Origin of the sequence: Sedimentitalea sediminis (genome assembly GCF_042687825.1) — a bacterium.
Taxonomy (GTDB): domain Bacteria; phylum Pseudomonadota; class Alphaproteobacteria; order Rhodobacterales; family Rhodobacteraceae; genus Sedimentitalea.
In genome coordinates this window covers 52,912-71,495 of record NZ_JBHUQE010000018.1, presented here as the reverse complement: position 1 = coordinate 71,495, position 18,584 = coordinate 52,912, and the positions used below count along the sequence as shown (strand labels likewise).

The 18,584-nt window shown below is 63.6% G+C and carries 17 protein-coding genes and 1 pseudogene; 9 read left to right on the top strand and 9 right to left on the bottom strand.

Annotation, left to right across the window (positions count from 1 at the left end):
* Positions 1 to 446: 446 nt before the first annotated feature.
* Entirely contained in the window at positions 447 to 3,098 is a 2,652-nt protein-coding gene (locus ACFMPD_RS14015; RefSeq protein ID WP_380995545.1) for a hypothetical protein, read from the bottom strand.
* A gap of 139 nt (positions 3,099 to 3,237) precedes the next feature.
* Here ACFMPD_RS14015 and ACFMPD_RS14010 point away from each other — a divergent pair, with 139 nt between their 5' ends.
* Positions 3,238 to 3,921: a thiamine diphosphokinase gene (locus ACFMPD_RS14010; RefSeq protein WP_380995542.1), complete on the top strand. Its 684-nt coding sequence runs from the start codon at positions 3,238 to 3,240 to the stop codon at positions 3,919 to 3,921.
* Here the strand turns inward: ACFMPD_RS14010 and ACFMPD_RS14005 are convergent.
* From ACFMPD_RS14005 to ACFMPD_RS13985, 5 genes are all read right to left on the bottom strand, one after another.
* On the bottom strand, positions 3,875 to 4,798 hold the full coding sequence (locus ACFMPD_RS14005) for a DMT family transporter (RefSeq protein WP_380995539.1): 924 nt from the start codon (positions 4,796 to 4,798) through the stop codon (positions 3,875 to 3,877). The two genes, ACFMPD_RS14010 and ACFMPD_RS14005, sit on opposite strands and share 47 nt — an antisense overlap.
* A 119-nt stretch (positions 4,799 to 4,917) precedes the next feature.
* The gene (locus ACFMPD_RS14000; RefSeq protein ID WP_380995536.1) at positions 4,918 to 6,291 is read right to left on the bottom strand and encodes an L-serine ammonia-lyase; all 1,374 of its coding nucleotides are present in this window, start codon (positions 6,289 to 6,291) and stop codon (positions 4,918 to 4,920) included.
* Positions 6,292 to 6,999 (bottom strand): glutathione S-transferase family protein, encoded by a 708-nt coding sequence (locus ACFMPD_RS13995; protein WP_380995534.1) that lies wholly within the window; start codon positions 6,997 to 6,999, stop codon positions 6,292 to 6,294.
* 88 nt (positions 7,000 to 7,087) lie between these two features.
* The gene (locus ACFMPD_RS13990; protein WP_380995533.1) at positions 7,088 to 7,864 is read right to left on the bottom strand and encodes a methyltransferase domain-containing protein; all 777 of its coding nucleotides are present in this window, start codon (positions 7,862 to 7,864) and stop codon (positions 7,088 to 7,090) included.
* Positions 7,865 to 7,922: 58 nt separating this feature from the next.
* Positions 7,923 to 8,372 carry a hypothetical protein gene (locus ACFMPD_RS13985; RefSeq protein ID WP_380995531.1) on the bottom strand — a complete coding sequence of 150 codons (450 nt, stop codon included), beginning with the start codon at positions 8,370 to 8,372 and terminating at the stop codon, positions 7,923 to 7,925.
* A gap of 75 nt (positions 8,373 to 8,447) precedes the next feature.
* On the opposite strand from ACFMPD_RS13985, the gene ACFMPD_RS13980 reads away from it, so the two are divergent.
* The 7 genes and pseudogenes from ACFMPD_RS13980 (at position 8,448) to ACFMPD_RS13950 (ending at position 15,405) form a co-directional block, all read left to right on the top strand.
* Positions 8,448 to 8,879 (top strand): MarR family winged helix-turn-helix transcriptional regulator, encoded by a 432-nt coding sequence (locus ACFMPD_RS13980; RefSeq protein WP_380995528.1) that lies wholly within the window; start codon positions 8,448 to 8,450, stop codon positions 8,877 to 8,879.
* Between the two features lie 98 nt (positions 8,880 to 8,977).
* Positions 8,978 to 9,766, top strand: a complete 789-nt coding sequence (rpiA, locus tag ACFMPD_RS13975; protein ID WP_380995525.1) for a ribose-5-phosphate isomerase RpiA — start codon at positions 8,978 to 8,980, stop codon at positions 9,764 to 9,766.
* Positions 9,767 to 9,856: 90 nt separating this feature from the next.
* Positions 9,857 to 11,317, top strand: coding sequence for a glutathione-disulfide reductase (gorA, locus tag ACFMPD_RS13970; protein WP_380995522.1), 1,461 nt, complete (start codon positions 9,857 to 9,859; stop codon positions 11,315 to 11,317).
* A gap of 97 nt (positions 11,318 to 11,414) precedes the next feature.
* Positions 11,415 to 12,569, top strand: coding sequence for an FtsH protease activity modulator HflK (gene hflK / locus ACFMPD_RS13965; RefSeq protein ID WP_380995519.1), 1,155 nt, complete (start codon positions 11,415 to 11,417; stop codon positions 12,567 to 12,569).
* A complete protein-coding gene (gene hflC, locus ACFMPD_RS13960) occupies positions 12,569 to 13,456 on the top strand; it encodes a protease modulator HflC (protein WP_380995516.1) in 888 nt (295 codons plus the stop codon). Before hflK ends, hflC begins: the two co-directional genes overlap by 1 nt.
* A gap of 9 nt (positions 13,457 to 13,465) precedes the next feature.
* Positions 13,466 to 13,663 (top strand): DUF2065 domain-containing protein, encoded by a 198-nt coding sequence (locus ACFMPD_RS13955; protein ID WP_380995513.1) that lies wholly within the window; start codon positions 13,466 to 13,468, stop codon positions 13,661 to 13,663.
* A gap of 231 nt (positions 13,664 to 13,894) precedes the next feature.
* A pseudogene (locus ACFMPD_RS13950) lies at positions 13,895 to 15,405 on the top strand (trypsin-like peptidase domain-containing protein).
* 473 nt (positions 15,406 to 15,878) lie between these two features.
* On the opposite strand, the gene ACFMPD_RS13945 reads toward ACFMPD_RS13950, so the two are convergent.
* Positions 15,879 to 16,553, bottom strand: a complete 675-nt coding sequence (locus ACFMPD_RS13945; RefSeq protein WP_380995510.1) for a Crp/Fnr family transcriptional regulator — start codon at positions 16,551 to 16,553, stop codon at positions 15,879 to 15,881.
* Between the two features lie 96 nt (positions 16,554 to 16,649).
* Positions 16,650 to 17,030, bottom strand: a complete 381-nt coding sequence (locus ACFMPD_RS13940) for an OB-fold nucleic acid binding domain-containing protein (protein WP_380995552.1) — start codon at positions 17,028 to 17,030, stop codon at positions 16,650 to 16,652.
* 109 nt (positions 17,031 to 17,139) lie between these two features.
* On the opposite strand from ACFMPD_RS13940, the gene ACFMPD_RS13935 reads away from it, so the two are divergent.
* A complete protein-coding gene (locus ACFMPD_RS13935) occupies positions 17,140 to 17,463 on the top strand; it encodes a 2Fe-2S iron-sulfur cluster-binding protein (protein WP_380995507.1) in 324 nt (107 codons plus the stop codon).
* Between the two features lie 126 nt (positions 17,464 to 17,589).
* Here the strand turns inward: ACFMPD_RS13935 and ACFMPD_RS13930 are convergent, their stop codons facing one another.
* Positions 17,590 to 18,579, bottom strand: a complete 990-nt coding sequence (locus tag ACFMPD_RS13930; protein ID WP_380995505.1) for a hypothetical protein — start codon at positions 18,577 to 18,579, stop codon at positions 17,590 to 17,592.
* Between the last annotated feature and the right edge of the window lie 5 nt (positions 18,580 to 18,584).

Genomic DNA, 18,584 nt, shown 5'->3' with positions numbered 1-18,584 from the left:
AAATCAATGGGGCCTGAGCCTAGGTCTACCGAGAGCGGTTGATTGTCGCATTTTCAGGCATGTCACCAAGTCTTTAATGTCTGCCGTTTTTTTCGTGTTGCAACTGGCTGCGGATTTATCTCAAGCTTCCGGCTGAACACCGCGATCAAAGCATGTGGTCCCATTATTGATGCTCGGACAGCGTGCGCGCCCTCCCGGCAAATTTTGCATGTAATTCGCCTGCGGGGTAGCAGCGCGTGGCGCGGCCACTACGAACGTGTCCCATGATGCTCTCTTGCCTTTCAACGAAAGTACCACTCCAACAGGGCCTTTAATCAAAGGTTTGGTATGCAGCTGATGTTATTGCAGACACCTACCGCTTTGCCGGTTGAAGCGTCGCATTTCGTGTTGGCTATCCACGCCTTCAGAGATGGTGCGCATAATCTCTGGCGGACTATTGTAGTGCCTTACCCAGTGGCCCGCTCATCCGGCCGGAAACCGATATCGCCGGATGCTGCAAAGCGGCCCCCTCCGGTTTTTTCGATCTTGCCTTCGCGCAACAGCCGACCGAAGGAACGCAAACTGTCTTCTCGATTGAAGCCTGCTGCTTTGATCTGACGGACCTTGTTCATCAATTGTGGACGCGAAAACTGGGCGCGACCTTCGACAAAGGACATGTATGCCGCTGCAGCTTCCAGCAGTTCCGGCAGGCCGCTGGCTCCCATCTCGGCTGCGAATTGCGCAAACGAACCGTCGACGCCACTAGCTTCGGTGTCATTTTCGATCGGCGTACAGGCGACGCGCCGGGGGCGTACCGGGCCGTGTTGCGCCGTTGCGGGGGCGCTATCGACGCGCTGTTCAGCGATCAATTTCAATGGAGCTGGCCGAGTTTCTCCTGTTTGCTTTTCTTCGCGCCGCTCGCTGACGACCGGTCGGCGGGGCCGTATCGTGTTGGCCAGATCTTCGCGATAGGCGTGATCATCCGGCACGCCCAAATCGTCGGTTTCGCTTGTGCCTTCGGCTTGGGCAGCCACGACTGCTGCACGCATCCGATTATAGGTCTCACGTGTTGCGGTTGTTTCCGGTTCGCTCATTTCTTCATCGGTTCTTGCCATCAGGCGGGTCAGATCTTCCTCATCGTTTAGAACTGTCGACGCTTCCGGGTGATCCGGGTTGCCTCGCCGAGGCTCGGAATTACCGGACTGATGCAGGTTCGAAGCGCAGTTCTGATCGGGTTCCGGCAAAAGATCGGATGTCATGTCCGCTGATTCGAGTTGGTCTTGGCTGCCCGGTTCATCCAGCTCTTGGTCCACCATCTCCAAATCGCCAGTGGCAATCGCCTGCTCTAACCGTGATTTTAGAACCTTGATCACCCGCGGACGGGCATGGCGGGGCCGTTTGTCCGGACGCCGTTTACCATCATCGGAGACAATCGCCGCATCATCCTCTGGGTCCGCATCCGCGATCGGGGAAGCGGCTGTCTCTGGAGCATCCTCTAAGCTGGCCGCGGGCGATTCTGTATCCAAGTCAACTGTATGTGCGAGAATGTTGTGCAACAGTAGAGTCTCTCTCTCGCCATCCGGGTCCGATGTCGCCGTCGGAGCGGAAACGGGCGGGGTATCCTGCAAGTCCGCCATTGACGGTTGCGCCATCGGGCTTTCTTCGAGCTCAGGGAAAACAGGGGAGCCGTGATCGTTGTCCATGTCGGCGTCACCGACGCCATGGGCGGCAGCCATATCGGTCTGGCCGAAAGGCGTTTCGTCTGACGCGAACGACTCAACGTCCGGGATTTCTGACGATGCAGCAGAGTCCGAAAGTATTTGGGTCTCCAGAACGGCATCGGTTCGTTTTACGGCGTCATCAGCTTCTGCGGCAAAGTCCGCCTCCAGCTTTCGGAGAGCGCCGGCCAGTTCGTCGCCCGCGACATCGCCCGGATCGAAAGATTGTTCCCGGTCTTTGACATTGTCGACACAATCGGCATTCAAGGCGACAGTCAGGTCCTCTGCCGCCTGGGCAATGAAGGCATCGGCCCCTTCATTCTTGATGACTTCCGGCGGTTCTGCCGCCGGTTCACTGCGGGACACGACGGCGCGAATGCGCTGCAATCTGGCTGCGATGGACTCGCCGAAGGAGGATGGTTTGGGCGCGATCTCGGGGGCGCCTGTCTCGCCGGATGCATCCAAGACATCGTCCGATACCGTTTCATCATCCGGTGCCATTCCGATGTCGGAACCCGCAAAGAAGTCGGACATGTCGTCCGCCGATTCGGATGAGGTCGTCGTTTCGATGTCGGCGTCGGTTTCCGGTGCTGCGTCTACACTGTCCTGTGGGGCGGTAGCCGCATCGATGGCGCTTTCCCACCCGTCCATCAGTGGGGCATCGACCGGTTCGTCCGGCTCTTCGGCCTCTGTGCCGGACAGTGCGGCGGTTGAGTCGCCGATCGCAGGGAAATCCCGGGATGTAACCTCGGCTTCGGCTGGGTCTTTGTCGCTGGTCTGCGGCGTGTCCAAGGCGGGTTCGATCGCCATATCGCCGTCGTCATCGTTGTCGGCTTGGGCAATGCCTGTGTCGTCGTCCCTGGATTGGTACTCTGCGGCGGTGGACATTGCCCCAGCTGGGGTTTCGCGCGTGTCAGCCGGCGTGGTGTCATTGGTCCGACGATCAATGGCGGGCAGATCGACCTCTGGTGCTTTCGGTGCGTTGTCGCTGTCCGGCGCGGCGGCGTCATCGCTAACTTCGGGACGGTCGTGAGAAGCGTCCGGAGCCTTACCCGGGGCGCTTTCCAGTGTTGATTCAGATCCGTTCATCGATGTCGCGGGTTCATTGCTCTGCACGATGGACGGGTGTTCCGGGTCGGACGGCCGGGCGGCGCGCAGCAGAATGCCGCCGCCATTCGTTGCCTGCGCCTGAACGCTGCTGGAAGTTTCGCGCTGTGCAATTCTGGCCAGCATTTCAGCGTCGGGCACCGGTGGTTCGGCGCCGAAATATCGGTCATCCGACGCCAGGTCGCGGAAATATTCGGCGATCGCCTTCATCGTGCCAAAGGAATCGTCGAACCCTTCGAGGGTGCAGGAAAACGTGCCATAGGAGACGGTCAGGATCTTGTTGCTGTGTACCACGGTATGGTCGTCCTCGCATCGTTGTATAGCGCCAGGTTCCCCGGGCAGTTCGGGCCAGGTTGGCCCGGAATTCGGGGCGGGCGACAGTCATTCACGCCCCAGATTGTGATCTCTTTCCAAAGAAGCCATTAATGCCGCCATGAAAAATGCATTCGTTTGTTCCCAATATCCGGTCACGCTTGTTGGTGGTGGCGAGATCGGCCCGCAAGACCTGGCGCTGGCCCTGGACCATGCGCCGATGCTGGTTGCGGCGGATGGCGGTGCCGCGCATGCGTTGCGTGCCGGCCATGTCCCGGCCGCGGTGATCGGCGATTTCGACAGTCTGCGGCGCGCGGACCGGGATCGCATGCCGCCAGACAGGCTGTTTCAGGTCGACGAGCAGGACAGCACGGATTTCGACAAGGCGCTGGGCAATATAGCGGCGCCGCTGGTCCTGGCGGTGGGGTTTCTGGGCGCGCGGCTGGATCATCAACTGGCGGCTTTCAGCACGTTGTTGCGGTTCGCCGACCGGCCCTGTGTACTGATCGGTCCGCAGGAAATCGTGTTTCACGTTCCGGCGGCGCTGCGGGTCGACCTGGCGGCGGGCGATGTGGTGTCGCTGTTTCCCCTGGCGCCGGTCAGCGGGCGGTCGCAGGGGCTGGAATGGCCGATCGACGGGCTGTGTCTCAGGCCGGGGGGGCGCATCGGCACGTCAAACCGCGCGACCGGGCCGGTGCAGTTGCTGATCGAGGGGGCGGGGCTGCTGGCAATCGTGCCGCGCCGGGCCTTGCCGGCGGTTACAGCGGCGCTTTCAGCACCCGCGCGCGGGCCAGCCGCGCGATAGACCGCTCGTGCATCACCACGTACAGCCCGGCGGCAATGGTGATCAGGATGCCGACCCCGGCCAGCAGACCGGGCAGGTCGCGAAAGATCAGCCAGCCGACCGCGGTGGCCGCGGGAATTTCGAGATATTGCATCGGTGCCAGGGTGGCGGCCGGGGCAAAACGCAGCGACCAGGTCATCAGAAGATGCGCCAGCGTCCCCAGTCCGCCGATGGTCAGCAACAGCAGCCATTCCCGCGCATCCGGCACGACGAGGCCCAGGGCCGGCAAAGCCGAATACCGGCCCAGCAGTACCACCGGCAGCAAAACCAAAGTGGCGAAGACTCCGCTGAACGCCTGCAGGCCGATCGGATCGGTGTCGCGGGCCAGTTGCCGCGTGACCAGGATGAAAAACGCAAAGATCACCGCCACAGCCAGCGGCCAGAGTGCCGGCCAGCCGATGGCGGCAAAGCTGGGTTGGATGACCAGCAGCGCGCCGGTAAAACCGACGATGCAGGCCAGCATGCGCCGGCGCCCGATTTCTTCGTTCAGCAGGGTCTTGCCCAGCAGCAGCAGGATAAAGGGCATGACAAAGGCGATGGCCACGGCATCCGCCAGCGGCAGGTATCTCAGCGCGGTGAACATCGCGCCGATGCCGGCGATGTGCAGCAGGGTGCGCAGGATCGCCAGCCGCAGGATGCGCCCGCGCATGCGCCAGAGCCGCCGCGCCAGCACCACGATTGGCAACAACAGCGCCGCCTGCACGGCAAATCGCACCAGCAGCAACTGAACCAGGGGGATGGTTTCGCCCAGCAGCTTTGCCACCGCGTCCCCGAACGGGGCGAGGATGCAGAACCCCAGCATCAGCAGGATACCCAGAACGGGCCGGTCATTGGACATGCGGGCACGCTAGCAGTGGCAGGGCCAGACACAAGCCGGGGCCGCGGCGTTCCGGTGCATTCGCGGCCCTCCGCCGATCGCGATGTGCCTGCGCCGCCTCTGGAACCGGCCGGGCGCGATCAGCAATTGGGCACGTTCACCGCCAACCCGCCCAGCGAGGTTTCCTTGTATTTCTCGCTCATGTCGGCACCGGTCTGGCGCATCGTCTCGATACAGGCATCCAGCGGTACCAGATGCGTTCCGTCACCGCGCAGCGCCAGGCTGGCGGCGCTGACGGCCTTGATCGCGCCCAGTCCATTGCGCTCGATACAGGGCACCTGAACCAGCCCCCTGACGGGATCGCAGGTCATGCCCAGATGATGTTCCAATGCGATTTCGGCGGCGTTCTCCACCTGTTCCGGGCTGCCTCCCAGAACCGCGCACAGCCCCGCCGCCGCCATGGCACTGGCGCTGCCGACCTCGGCCTGGCATCCGGCTTCGGCGCCCGAGATCGAGGCGTTGAACTTGACCAGCCCGCCGATCGCGGCGGCGGTCAGCAGGAAATCCTCGATGCGCGACGCCGAAGCGCCCGGCACGTGATCGAGATAATAACGCAGGGTCGCGGGCAATACGCCGGCGGCACCGTTGGTCGGGGCCGTCACCACCTGGCCGCCGGCGGCGTTTTCCTCGTTCACCGCCATCGCGTAGACGCTCATCCAGTCGTTGATCGTGTGCGGCGCGGTCAGGTTCTTGCCGCGCTCGGCCATCAGGGCATCGTGGATCGCCTTGGCGCGGCGTTTGACCGTCAGGCCGCCGGGCAGAATACCATCGGTGGTCAGCCCGCGGTCGATGCAGTCGTTCATCACCTGCCACAGCCGTGCAGTGCCGGCGCTGAGATTGACCGCCCCGCAGCGCGATATCTCGTTGGCGCGTTTCATGTCGGCGATGGATTTGCCGCTGCTGCGGGCCATCTGCAGCATCTCGGCGGCGGATTTGAACGGGTAGGGCACCGGCGCGCCCTCGTCCGTGGCCTTGCCTGCGGCCAGCTCTTCCTCGGTCATTACGAACCCGCCGCCGATCGAGTAATAGACCTGTTGCAAGGTGATGTCGCCCTGGGCATCGGTTGCCATCAGGATCATGCCGTTAGCATGGCCGGGCAGGGCGTGATCATAGTCAAAGACCAGATCGGTGGACGGATTGAAATGCAACTCACCCAAACCGTCGGGGGCAAGGCTGTGCGACGACTTGATGGCGGCCAGGGCTTTTGCCGCAGCTTCGGCGTCATAGGTCTGGGGCTGGAACCCGGCAAGCCCCAGAATGGTGGCGCGGTCGGTGGCATGGCCGACCCCGGTAAACGCCAGGCTGCCATGCAACGAGGCCCGCACCCCGGCGAATTGAAACGGCGAGGCGCGCATCTTGTCCAGAAACCGTGCGGCGGCGACCATGGGGCCCATCGTATGCGAAGAGGACGGGCCGATTCCGACCTTGAACATGTCAAATACAGAGAGGAACATTCAGGTTGCGCTTCCTTCAGGCGGGGTTGCGTAGCGGGGCGATGTAAACGGCGTGGCGCCCAGTCCTTCGGCCGCGATGGCAGCCTGTGTGGCGGGGCGGGACTCGAGCCCGCTCAGCAAGGCATGCAGGTGTGGCGTCGCCGCCAGCGAAAACCAGGTGCGGTCCCGATAGGCGGGATACAATGCCGTCCAGCGCAGCAGACAGGCCAGATACCAGGCCAGTCCGCTGGGTGCCCGCGCATCCAGCCAGGACGGTGCCGCGGCGGCCACCTGGTCCAGATGCGTCAGGTGCTGGCGCAGTCTTGGCTGCAAACTGTCCAGCAGCTGCGCCTGTGCTGCCGGGTCAGCGCCGGCATAGAGATGCGGATAGAAACTCATCCGCAATTCGGCATGCAGCGTGTTGGACACGCAGAACAGCCATGTCAGATAGGCCGCGCGCTGCGGGTCGTCCGGCGCCGGGGCCAGAGCGCCATGGGTGTCCGACAGCCACAGCAGGATCGCGCCGGTTTCAAACACCGCGCCCTGTGGCGTCTCCAGCACCGGGATCAGACCGTTGGGATTGAGCCGCAGATAGGCCGGATCGCGCTGGGCGCGGCGGGCACGATCCACCAGCACCGTGTCATAGGGCAGCCGCATCTCCTCCAGCGCCAGCCGGATGATCAGCGAGGCGTTGTCAGGCGCATAGTACAGGCGATAGGGCGTGTTCATGCCGCGACCATAGGCGTGCACAGCGCCCTCGTGCCGATCCAAAACGACGCAAATGGCCGGATTTCGGCCATCCCGAGCGGCACCAAGTTCAGGGGCGCTCGGCAACACAGACGAAATGGGTCAGGGCAAAAAAGAACCGTCCGGCGCGGGCCAGATCGTGCTGCTCATCCGCCCAGGCCCGTGCCTCGGCCTTGCTCATCGCGCCGGTCGAGATCGCATACCGCGTCATGAACTGCATCATCATCGCCGCCAGACCGTCGGGGCGCAGCGTGATGTCGCAGACCGGCACGGGTATCATGCGCAATGGCCGGAAACCGCTCTGGGTCAGCAGGTCGGGCAGCAGGGCGGGCACGCAGCGTTCCGCCAGATGCCGGTCCCAGATGTCCTGCATGTTGCGCATGCGCTCGGGCTGATCACTGAACCAGGCCCAGGTGTCCCAATGCATATCTGCTATGACCAGCCGCCCGCCCGGACGCAGAACCCTTTTCAGTTCCTTTAGCGCCGGACGCATGTCCGTGAAATACTCGAACACCTGTATCGACACCGCCTTGTCCAGGCTGCGGTCCGGATAGGGCAGGTCGTCGGCGCTGCCCTGTTGCAGATCGACATTCGGTCGGTCGGCGCAGCGGTCCTGCGCGGATGCCAGCATGTCCGGACTGGAATCCAGTCCGCATATCTGACCCTTCGGGCCGACCGCACGTGCCAGTTCCAGGGTCAGCAGCCCGTTGCCGCAGCCCAGATCCAGAACGCGCTCGCCGGTCAACGGGTTCAGCGCGTCAAAGCTTGCACGCCGACGGCGCGTGACGTCGGCGCCCTGATAGGCGTCGTCCAACAGCTTGGCGGTCTTGTCGTCGAAACTGAGCATCATTTCTCGCTGGTCTGGCCGATGCTCAGCGTAACACGGATGCCGTGAGCCGCCTAGATCATGCATTGGCCAGCCGGGTCCGCCGGCGGCGCAGCGACAGCCCGTCGCGCAGGTTGCGCGCCAACAGCGCGATATTCGCGGCGCCGGCAATCAGTTCGATGACCTGAACCGAATAGAACAACGTATCAAACATACCTGCCTGGGCACGCAGGGCCAGAAAAACGGCGCTGGGCAGAAGGACCAGCAGACCATTTGCGGCGATCATCTTCATGCGTCCGCTCTTGGCCGCGACCAGCGGCAGTTTGGACGTGCGCCCCAGGGCCGCGCCGCTGGCACCGGCGGTCGCCATGGCCGGTATCAGCACGGCCATGCCATATAGCACACCTGTTTTCACATGGGTCACGACTGCGTGCGAGGCGACAAGTTCCGAGATCGCGGTCGACAGCCAGAAGATTATGATTGTCAGCAGCGCGATGGTTCCCGCCGCGGCATGTATTCTGAGTTTCATCGGGTCACCTGTATAAAAATAGCATGCTATATTAATTAACATTGCATAGTGCGCTATGCAATGCCTATTGGGAGCATGAATGATTTCAAGACCGTTTCGGCCGGCTTTCTGGCCAATCACATGGCCCGGCTATTCGCCGCCGGCCTTCTGCGTCGCATCCAGCCGCTGGGGCTGGCTCCGGCACAATTCATGGTGTTGCTCGAACTCTGGGACGGTGACGGCAAAACCCAGGCTGAACTGGTTGCGGCCCTGGATGTCGAACAGGCGACGATGGCCAACACGCTGGCGCGAATGCAGCGCGACGGGTTGATCGAACGTCACCCAAGCAAGACCGACAAGCGCGCGCGCAACGTGTTTCTGACCGATCTGGCGCGATCGCTCGAGCACGAGGCAAAGGCCGCGGCGCGGGCACAGAACACTGCGGCACTGTCGGCCCTCAGCGCGGCGGAACAGCGGCAGTTTCTGGATCTGATGCAGCGGGTGATCGCCACGATGGCGCGCCGCTAGGTGCAGCCGGATGCCCGTCCGGGCAGTCCGGCACATTTCCCCTCTCGCCCGCGGCTGGCTGCTGTCCTATAAGGCCGAAAACATCAGGAGCGCCCTCTATGACCGCAGAACTGTCTTCCATCGAAAAGGCCAAGATCGTATCCGCCTGGCGCGCGGCCGAGTTTGTCGAGGACGGTATGCGGGTCGGGCTGGGCACCGGCAGCACCGCGGCCTGGCTGGTGCGTCGCCTGGGTCAGATGGTGCGCGACGACGGGCTCAGGATTCGCGGTGTGCCGACCTCGACCCGTACCGCCGATCTGGCCCGGGCCGAAGGCATCGAGGTCATTTCGCTGGAACAGGCCGGCTGGTTGGATCTGACGATCGACGGCGCGGACGAGTTCGATGGCGAGTTGAACCTGATCAAGGGCGGTGGCGGTGCGCTGCTGCAGGAAAAGATCGTCGCCACCGCATCCGATCAGATGATCGTGATCGCCGATGCCGCCAAGCAGGTCGAGACGCTGGGGGCATTTGCGCTGCCGATCGAGGTGATCCCCTTTGGCTGGCAGGTGACGCAGAAACTGGTCGAGGAATTGCTGGTGTCCATGGATGTGCAGGGCCGTGCCACCACTTTGCGCAAATCCGGTGATGCGGTGTTCGTGACCGACGAGGGCAATCATATCCTGGACCTGAATCTGGGGCGCATCGGAAATGCGCGCAAGCTGTCGCTGGCGATCAACCAGATCCCCGGCGTGGTCGAGAACGGTCTGTTCATCGACATCTGCGACATCGTCGTGGTCGGGGCCGCCGATGGCCGGGTAACCTTGCACGACATCAACAAGGGCTCGGTGGTGCACGAGGACCCATGGCCCGGCATTGGCGACAACCTGTTTGCCGATCTGGCCGGCTGATCCCGACCCGGTCGCCGCGCTACCGGCGGCCACTGGTGTTCCGCGTGACGATGTGGAATACCGAGGCCGCACAACAATCTGGACGGATGGATGAGCAGTTTCGACTATGACCTCTTCGTGATCGGCGGCGGTTCGGGCGGTGTGCGCGCCGCGCGCGTGGCAGCTTCGGAAACCGGTGCCAAGGTGGCACTGGCCGAAGACGATCGCTATGGCGGCACCTGCGTGATCCGGGGCTGCGTGCCGAAAAAGCTGATGGTCTTTGCGTCGGGCTATGGCGTTCTGGCCGACGAGGCCCGCGCCTATGGCTGGGAGATGCAGGACGGCGCCTTTGACTGGCCTGGCTTTCGCGGCAAGCTGAACGCCGAACTGGACCGGCTCGAAGGGGTCTATCGCAAGCTGCTGGCCAATGCCGGGGTCACCACGTTTGACGCCCGCGCGGTGCTGAAAGACGCGCATACCGTGGCGCTGTCCAGCGGCGAGGAATTCACTGCCAAACATATCCTGGTCGCTACCGGCGGGCACCCGGTGCGCCCGGACCTGCCCAACGCCGATCTGGGCATCGTGTCCGACGACATCTTTCATCTCGAAACGCTGCCGAAATCGATCCTGATCATTGGGGGCGGCTATATCGCCTGTGAATTCGCCTGCATCCTGAACGGGTTGGGCGTCGAGGTGACGCAATACTACCGGGGCGCGCAGATCCTGCGCGGCTTTGATGACGAGGCGCGCGGCCTGGTGGCCGAGGCGATGCGCGAAAAGGGCATCGATCTGCATCTGGGCACCAACATCGTCGAAATGGACCGCGCGGCCGGGGATCATTCCCTGAGCGCGGCGGGCACCGGTTCGGATGCCGCCGCCGGCGGGCTGCACGGGCATCCGGCCAAGGCGGAAGGCAACCGCGCCGGCTCGGGTCCGGTCTGGGTAAAATCCACCAATGGCGGCGAAAGGGTGTTTGACATGGTGCTGTTCGCCACCGGTCGGGACCCCAATGCACGCGATATGGGGCTGGCCGAAATCGGGGTCGAAATCGGCCGCCGGGGCGAGATCGTGGTCGACGAATACAGCCAGACCGCTGTGCCTTCGGTCTATGCCATCGGCGATGTGACCAATCGCGTGAACCTGACACCGGTGGCGATCCGTGAAGGCATGGCGTTCGTGGACACGGTGTTTCGGGGCAAGCCGACACCGGTGGATCACGAGTTGATCGCCAGCGCCATCTTTACCCAGCCGGAAATGGGCACTGTCGGTCTCAGCGAGGAAGACGCACGCGCCCTTGAACCGGTCGAGATCTACTGCACCAGCTTTCGGCCGATGCAATCGGCCTTTGCCGATCGGCCCGACCGGGTGCTGATGAAACTGGTGGTCAGCCAGGCCAGCCGCAAGGTTCTGGGCTGCCACATCGTGGCGCCCAATGCCGGCGAACTGATCCAGCTGGCCGGTATCGCCGTCAAGATGGGGGCGACCAAAGAGGATTTCGACCGGACCGTGGCGGTGCATCCGACCATGTCCGAGGAACTGGTAACCATGCGGACGCCGATGCGCACGGCCTGATCGTTTCAGGGTTGAATATTTCGTGCGCGCATACAGGTATCTAGACGAAGATCGAGACAGCGCCGCAGGGCGCGGCAGAAAAAGGGAACAACGCAATATGGCGGGCAACAGCGGTGGCCCCTGGGGGGGCGGAGGCTCTTCCGGCGGTGGTGGAGACAGAGAAGGCCAAAATGGCGGCGACAAGGGCGGCGGGCGCAAGCCCGGACCGGAGGGCGCTCAGATCCCGGAGATCGACGAACTGGTCAAGAAAGGCCAGGAACAACTGCGCGTGCTGATGGGCGGACGCGGCGGCGGTACTGGGCAGGGCGGTGGCGGGCGCGGCTCGGGCGGCGGTGCCGGACCGATGTTCACCCGCAGCACCCTGGGCCTTGGTGTCATCGCTGCCGCGGTGCTGTGGGGCATGGCCAGCTTTTACACCGTGAAACCCGAAGAAAAATCCGTGGAACTGTTCCTGGGCGAGTTTTCCGCGATCGGCGAGCCCGGTCTGAACTTTGCGCCCTGGCCCCTGGTCACCGCCGAGGTGATTCCGGTCACGCGTGAACAGACCGAGGACATGGGCGGCGCACGCGGCAACAATGACGGCCTGATGCTGACCGGCGATGAAAACGTCGTGGACATCGACTATCAGGTGGTCTGGAACATCAGCGATCCGGCCAACTACCTGTTCAATCTGGCCGATCCGCGCCAGACCATCCGGGCCGTGTCGGAATCGGCGATGCGAGAGATCATCGCGCAATCGGAGCTGGCGCCGATCCTGAACCGCGATCGCGGCGTCATCGCCGATCAGCTGCACGACCTGATCCAGGCGACGCTGGACAGCTACGAAGGCGGCGTCAACATCATCCGGGTGAACTTTGACAAGGCAGACCCGCCGCAACCGGTGATCGATGCCTTTCGCGACGTTCAGGCCGCGGCCCAGGAACGGGACCGCCTGCAGAACGTCGCCGACGCCTATGCCAACCGGGTACTGGCCGAGGCCCGCGGCGAAGCGGCGCAGCAACTGGAAGAGGCCGAGGGCTATCGCGCCCAGCAGGTCAACGAGGCCCAGGGTGAGGCCAGCCGCTTCAGCGCGGTTCTCGAAGAATATGCCAAGGCGCCCGAGGTCACGCGCAAGCGTCTGTATCTGGAAACCATGGAACAGGTGCTGGGCGGTCTGAACAAGATCATCCTGGACGAAAGCGGCGGTGGCTCGGGCGTGGTACCCTATCTGCCCCTGAACGAGTTGCGCCGGAATTCCGAGGAGCCGAATTGATGCGGAAAACGACATTCATTCTTCCGATCCTGGTGATCGCCATTGCCGGTCTGCTGTCGGCGGTCTTCATCGTCGACGAGCGCGAAAAAGCGCTGGTTCTGCAATTCGGCCGCGTCGTGGCGGTCAAGGAAGACCCGGGGCTGGCCTTCAAGATTCCGCTGATCCAAGAGGTGGTGCGCTATGACGACCGCATCCTGTCGCGCGATGTCGAGCCGCTTGAGGTCACGCCGCTGGATGACCGTCGGCTGGTGGTCGACGCCTTTGCCCGTTATCGCATCGCCGACGTGAAGCAGTTCCGGCAGGCGGTCGGTGTCGGCGGTGTCGCCACGGCGGAAAACCGGCTGGATTCCATTCTGCGGGCCGAAACCCGCGAAGTTCTGGGTTCCGTCAGTTCCAAGGACATCCTCAGTTCCGACCGGGCGGCCCTGATGCTGCGCATCCGCAACAGCGCCATCGCAGAGGCCCGCGCGCTGGGGCTGGACATCATCGACGTGCGCCTCAAGGCCACCGACCTGCCCGAGCAGAACCTGGAGGCCACGTTCGACCGGATGCGGGCCGAACGCGAACGCGAGGCGACCGACGAACGCGCCCGCGGCAACGAGGCGGCGCAGCGTGTTCGGGCCCAGGCCGACAGAACCGTGGTCGAACTGGTCTCCGAGGCGCAGCGCGAAGCGGAGATCATTCGCGGTGAGGCCGATGCCTTGCGGAACAACATCTTTGCCAAGGCCTTTGGCAAGGACCAGGAATTCTTCGAATTCTATCGCTCGCTGACGGCCTATCAGCGGGCGCTGAAAGGCAACAATTCGTCGATGGTGATGAACCCGAATTCCGAGTTCTTCAACTATATGCGTTCGCCGACCGGAGAAGAAGCCAAGCCCCCGCGGTAGGCTGGCGCGATGGCAACCATCCTTCTGGCTCTCGGGCTGGTCCTGATCGTCGAGGGGCTGGCCTGGGTGCTGGCCCCGGCGCTGATCGAACAATTGCTGGAAATGCTGCGAAACCTGCCCATGTCCGCACGGCGGCAGATCGGTGGTTTGGCGATTGTCAGCGGGCTTTTGCTGTTGTGGATCGCCGACGGGCTGGGCGCATTCTGACCGATCCGGGCCGGCGCAGCGTCCGAAGCCGCGGCAACAGCCGTTGCGCCGGGGGGCAAAGCCACTACATTGACAGCAAATGCGGCGGGGCGGCCAGCAGGCCGGTTTCCCGCGACGGTTATTGAAAGAGGAGACGGCACAGTGCAGCCAAAGGCATACGCAATTCCAGCAGTCAGCCCCGGTTCCCCGCCGGACCGGATACGTTTGTTCTGGCTTGTCGCCCTGACGGTGATGTTCGTTCTGGCGCAGACGCTCATGGCGCAGGCGAAACCCGAAAGCCTGGCGCCGCTGGCGGAAAAGATCAGCCCGTCGGTGGTGAACATCACCACATCGACCGTGATCGAGGGGCGCACCGGCCTGCAGGGCATCGTGCCCGAAGGCTCGCCGTTCGAGGATTTCTTTCGCGAGTTCCAGGACCGTAACGGCGATGGGCCGCGGCCCCGGCGGACGTCGGCCCTGGGGTCGGGCTTTGTGATTTCCGAAGACGGCTATGTGGTGACCAACAATCACGTCATCGACGGGGCTGACGAGATCCTGGTCGAGTTCTTTTCCGGCGAGGAATTGCCGGCCAAGGTCGTCGGCACCGATCCCAACACCGACATCGCCCTGCTCAAGGTCGAATCAGAGAAACCGCTGGCGTTCGTCAAGTTCGGCGACAGCGATACGGCTCGGGTCGGTGATTGGGTGATCGCGATGGGCAATCCGCTGGGGCAGGGGTTCTCGGTCTCGGCGGGCATCGTGTCAGCGCGCAACCGGGCATTGTCGGGCACTTATGACGACTATNCAGCGATACGGCTCGGGTCGGTGATTGGGTGATCGCGATGGGCAATCCGCTGGGGCAGGGGTTCTCGGTCTCGGCGGGCATCGTGTCAGCGCGCAACCGGGCATTGTCGGGCACTTATGACGACTATATCCAGACCGACGCGGCGATCAATCGGGGCAATTCCGGCGGGCCGCTGTTCAACATGGATGGCCAGGTGGTGGGGGTGAACACCGCCATCCTGTCACCCAATGGCGGTTCGATCGGCATCGGATTCTCGATGGCGTCCAACGTGGTGACCCGCGTCGTCGATCAGCTCAAGGAATTTGGCGAGACCCGGCGCGGATGGCTGGGCGTGCGCATCCAGGACGTGACCGACGAAATCGCCGAGGCGATGGGCCTGGAAAAGGCCGCCGGTGCCCTGATCACCGATGTCCCGGACGGCCCGGCGAAAGAGGCCGGCCTGCTGTCGGGCGATGTCATCGTCAGCTTTGATGGCGTCGAAGTCGCCGATACCCGGGCGTTGGTGCGTCAGGTTGGCAATACGGCCGTCGGCAAGGCGGTGCGCGTGGTGGTTCGCCGCGAAGGCAGCTCGCAGACCGTGCTGGTGACCCTGGGCCGGCGCGAAGAGGCCGAGGGTGCGGTCCCTGCCGCCGTGGACAAACCCGAGGCGGATCGACCGGAAAAGACCGTTCTGGGCATGACCCTCAGCGGATTGACGGCCAAGCTGCGCAAAGAACTAAACCTGCCTGACAATCAGACTGGGCTGGTGGTTCTGGCGGTGGACGAGACCTCCGAAGCCTTTGACAAAGGACTGCGCGCGGGCGACCTGATCACCGAGGCCGGTCAACAGAGCGTCGCTTCGCTGGGCGAACTGGACAAGCGGATTGCCGAGGCCAAGGAGGCGGGCCGCAAGTCGCTGCTGTTGCTGGTGCGGCGTGGCAGTGATCCGCGCTTTGTGGCGCTCAGCCTGACCGAATAGCACGCTTTCCAGCCCGCAACTGGGGCCGCCGGCCGAGGGCAGCGGATGCAACCGCAGACAAAGAAAGAGCCATGTGCGCGGCACATGGCTCTTTTCCTTGGGCCGGATCAGGAAGAGACACAACGGCGCCGGCCCTTGGAACCGATAGGCTGCGGCCTTGGGGCCGCAAGCCGGACAAGTTCAGCGCCGCTCCGGCCACGACACGTGTTACCGATGGCCGCCGATCGGCCAGGGGAGGAGACCTGACGGCTTTGCGAACCGGCCAGAAGGGGGGAGAACCGGATCGGGTGCAGCGTGTCAGGGGACGGCGGCTTGTGCTGGTTTAAACTTGCCGGGGCGTCGCTGAACTTGTGCTCTTAATCTGGTGCATCTTGCGGCGCTTGTATGTGAACAAGAACACAGAGGCGAAAAAATCTGTGCCCGACCCCGGGGTTGTTTCACCGTGCCGGCAGGTTCGAAAGCATGGGCCTGCGTCAGATCTGGTCCGGCTCCGCCAGCAGAGACAGGGCGTCCCAGTCCAGGATCACCACGCCGCCGCGGGCGCTCTGGATGACCCCGTCGCGTTTCCAGCTGGACAGGATCTTGGAAACCGCCTCGCGGGTGGCGCCGACGAATTCCGCCAGTTCCGCCTGCGACAGGCTCAGCCTGAAGGGGCTGGGCTGGTCGGCGGGAGCCAGATGCTGGACCTTGCGCGCCAGCCGGGTCGGCAATGGCAGAAAGACCTGTTCGTTCAACTGCCGTCCCATCCAGCGCATCCGTTGCCCGGCCAGATGAATCATGTCGACCGCCAGGTCCGGGCGCTGGCGGATCTGCGTCAGCACGTCGGAATGGCGGATCCGCCACAGGGTCGTGTCCTGGACGGCGGTGGCCGTGGCCGTGCGCATGCCGGGATCGAACAGCGTGATCTCTCCGAACAGCGCGCCGGGGCGCATCATGTCCAGTGTCAGCTTGCGCCCGTCCATCGCCAGCACGCTGAATTCCACCGCGCCTTTGATGATCGCATAAAGTGCGTCGCCCTCGTCGCCCTGTTCGAACAGCACATCGCCCGGGGTGAGGGTGATTTCGGTCGCCAGGTCGATCAGCACCTTTTTCAGATCCGCGGAAACATCGGACAAAAAGCCGATCTCGGGCAAGCTGCGCGTTGCCATCTGTGTCTGTCTCCCGCATTGGTCCTGTCGGCGGCAAGCTAGCAAATTTCCTCGGCCGGGCAACAGCGGTATTTTGGTGCATGCGATGAATTGCGCTCAACCAGAGGGGGCGGGCTGCAGCAGACGGTCCGGCATTGGCGAGATATCCTCGATCTGTTCGGCGATCACATGGGTCACGGAATGCGCCCGCGGCAACCGCCCTGTGACCCGCAACAGCCAGCCGGCGATCACAGCACGGCGGAACCGTTCGTAGATCTTGCGCCAGACGATCACGTTGACGATGCCGGTCTGATCCTCGAGCGTGACAAAGATCACGCCCTTGGCGGTGCCCGGGCGCTGGCGCAGGATGACCGGACCAGCAACGCAGAAGCGCGCGCCTTCGGGCGGATCCGGCAGTCGCTCGGCGGTCAGGCAGGCCGGCGGGCGCGGCCAGAGGGGGCGTTCTGAGGCGCGCGGGGGCGGTATGAGAACAAGTATGGAACATCGGCGATTTTTTTCCAGACCCGCCGAAAGCGGCCAGAATGGGCTGGCATGGCCTGCGGGGCTTGGCTAGAGACAAGTCCGAGTCACGCAAGGGAACCGGACAATGGCAAAAATCACCTATATCGAGCATGACGGCACGCAGCATCAGGTTGAGGTTGCCAACGGGCTGACCGTGATGGAAGGCGCACGCGACAACAACATTCCCGGTATCGAGGCGGATTGCGGCGGCGCCTGCGCCTGTTCGACCTGTCATGTCTATGTCGATCCGGCCTGGATCGAAAAGCTGCCGGCCAAGGATGACATGGAAATGGACATGCTGGATTTCGCCTATGAGCCCGATCCCGAACGGTCGCGTCTGACCTGCCAGATCAAGGTCAGCGATGCGTTGGACGGGCTGATCGTACAGATGCCGGAAAAGCAGATCTGATCCGCCGCTGCGGGGGCGCGGCGTCGGCCGCCCCGCATATGGCGCGGTCCCGCCCGCCGCGCGAGGCCCGTGTTGCGCCCCTGTGGCCGGCGCGGTCGGACCCCGCCCGATCAACCCTGCCTCGGGTCACTTGGCGAAATAGCGCCAGAAATAGTTCAGCGGAATATCCTGCTTCACCCTTTGCGACACGCTGCTGGTGACCCCGTCACCGGTGTTGCAGATGTTGAAATGCTTGACATATTCCGACGGCACCCATTCCAGCGTCCAGATCGGAATGCGGGTGCCGCGTGGCAGGTCGGCGGTGGCCCAGGGGTCGCGCACAACGGTAAAGCCATCCAGCCGCAACCGCAGCATCAGCCCCTTGGTTTCCTTGAACACGGCACTGCACTGGCCGAAATCCATCGGCGGAATGACCCGGACATATTCCTGCCAGCGACGGTTATAACGGGGAATGAACGGGCTGCGCAATTTCAGCCAGAAGCCCCGGGTGATGGTTTTCGGGATCTGTGCCGGTGTCAGGATGTGACCGGTCTGCTCGTCCAGCACCGGGGCCAGCTGTGCGCAAATGCCACTCACCAAACTGTCGCCGACCCCGCACAGCGCGGTGTATTCCCCCAGCGCCGCGGCGACGTCCTCGATTTCCTCCAGGTGAAACTTCAGATCCGCCGCCAGCCCGGCCTGGGCCGGGCACGACTTGAGGCGCATCCTGTGGGCCAGGGCGGCGGTCACACGGGCCGCCGTCGCACTGATCACCTTGTTGGCTGACAGTGACCGGCCGGCGATGTCCAGTTCGCGCTGGCTGATGTCCGGACCGTAGAGTTCGCGGGCTTCGTCCAGGCTTTGCGGTATCTTCGACGGCAGCGGTCTTGTGCCGCCGTAGACCAGCCCGAGGGTCAGATCCAGCGCCGTCGCGACGGTCGGACAATTGTCGCCGGTTTCAAGAATCTCGACCAACTGGCCGATACGGGTTTCCATGCTGGCGAATTCGGGGGCCACGGGGCCGGTATCCGCCGCCTGTTGCGCGGCGACAGGGGCGGTCAGGGCAAGGGCCAGCAAGGCAGGGGCCACCAGATGGCAGGCGGCGTCGTGAAGTCGTGCAGATTTTCGTGCAGACATGGGTC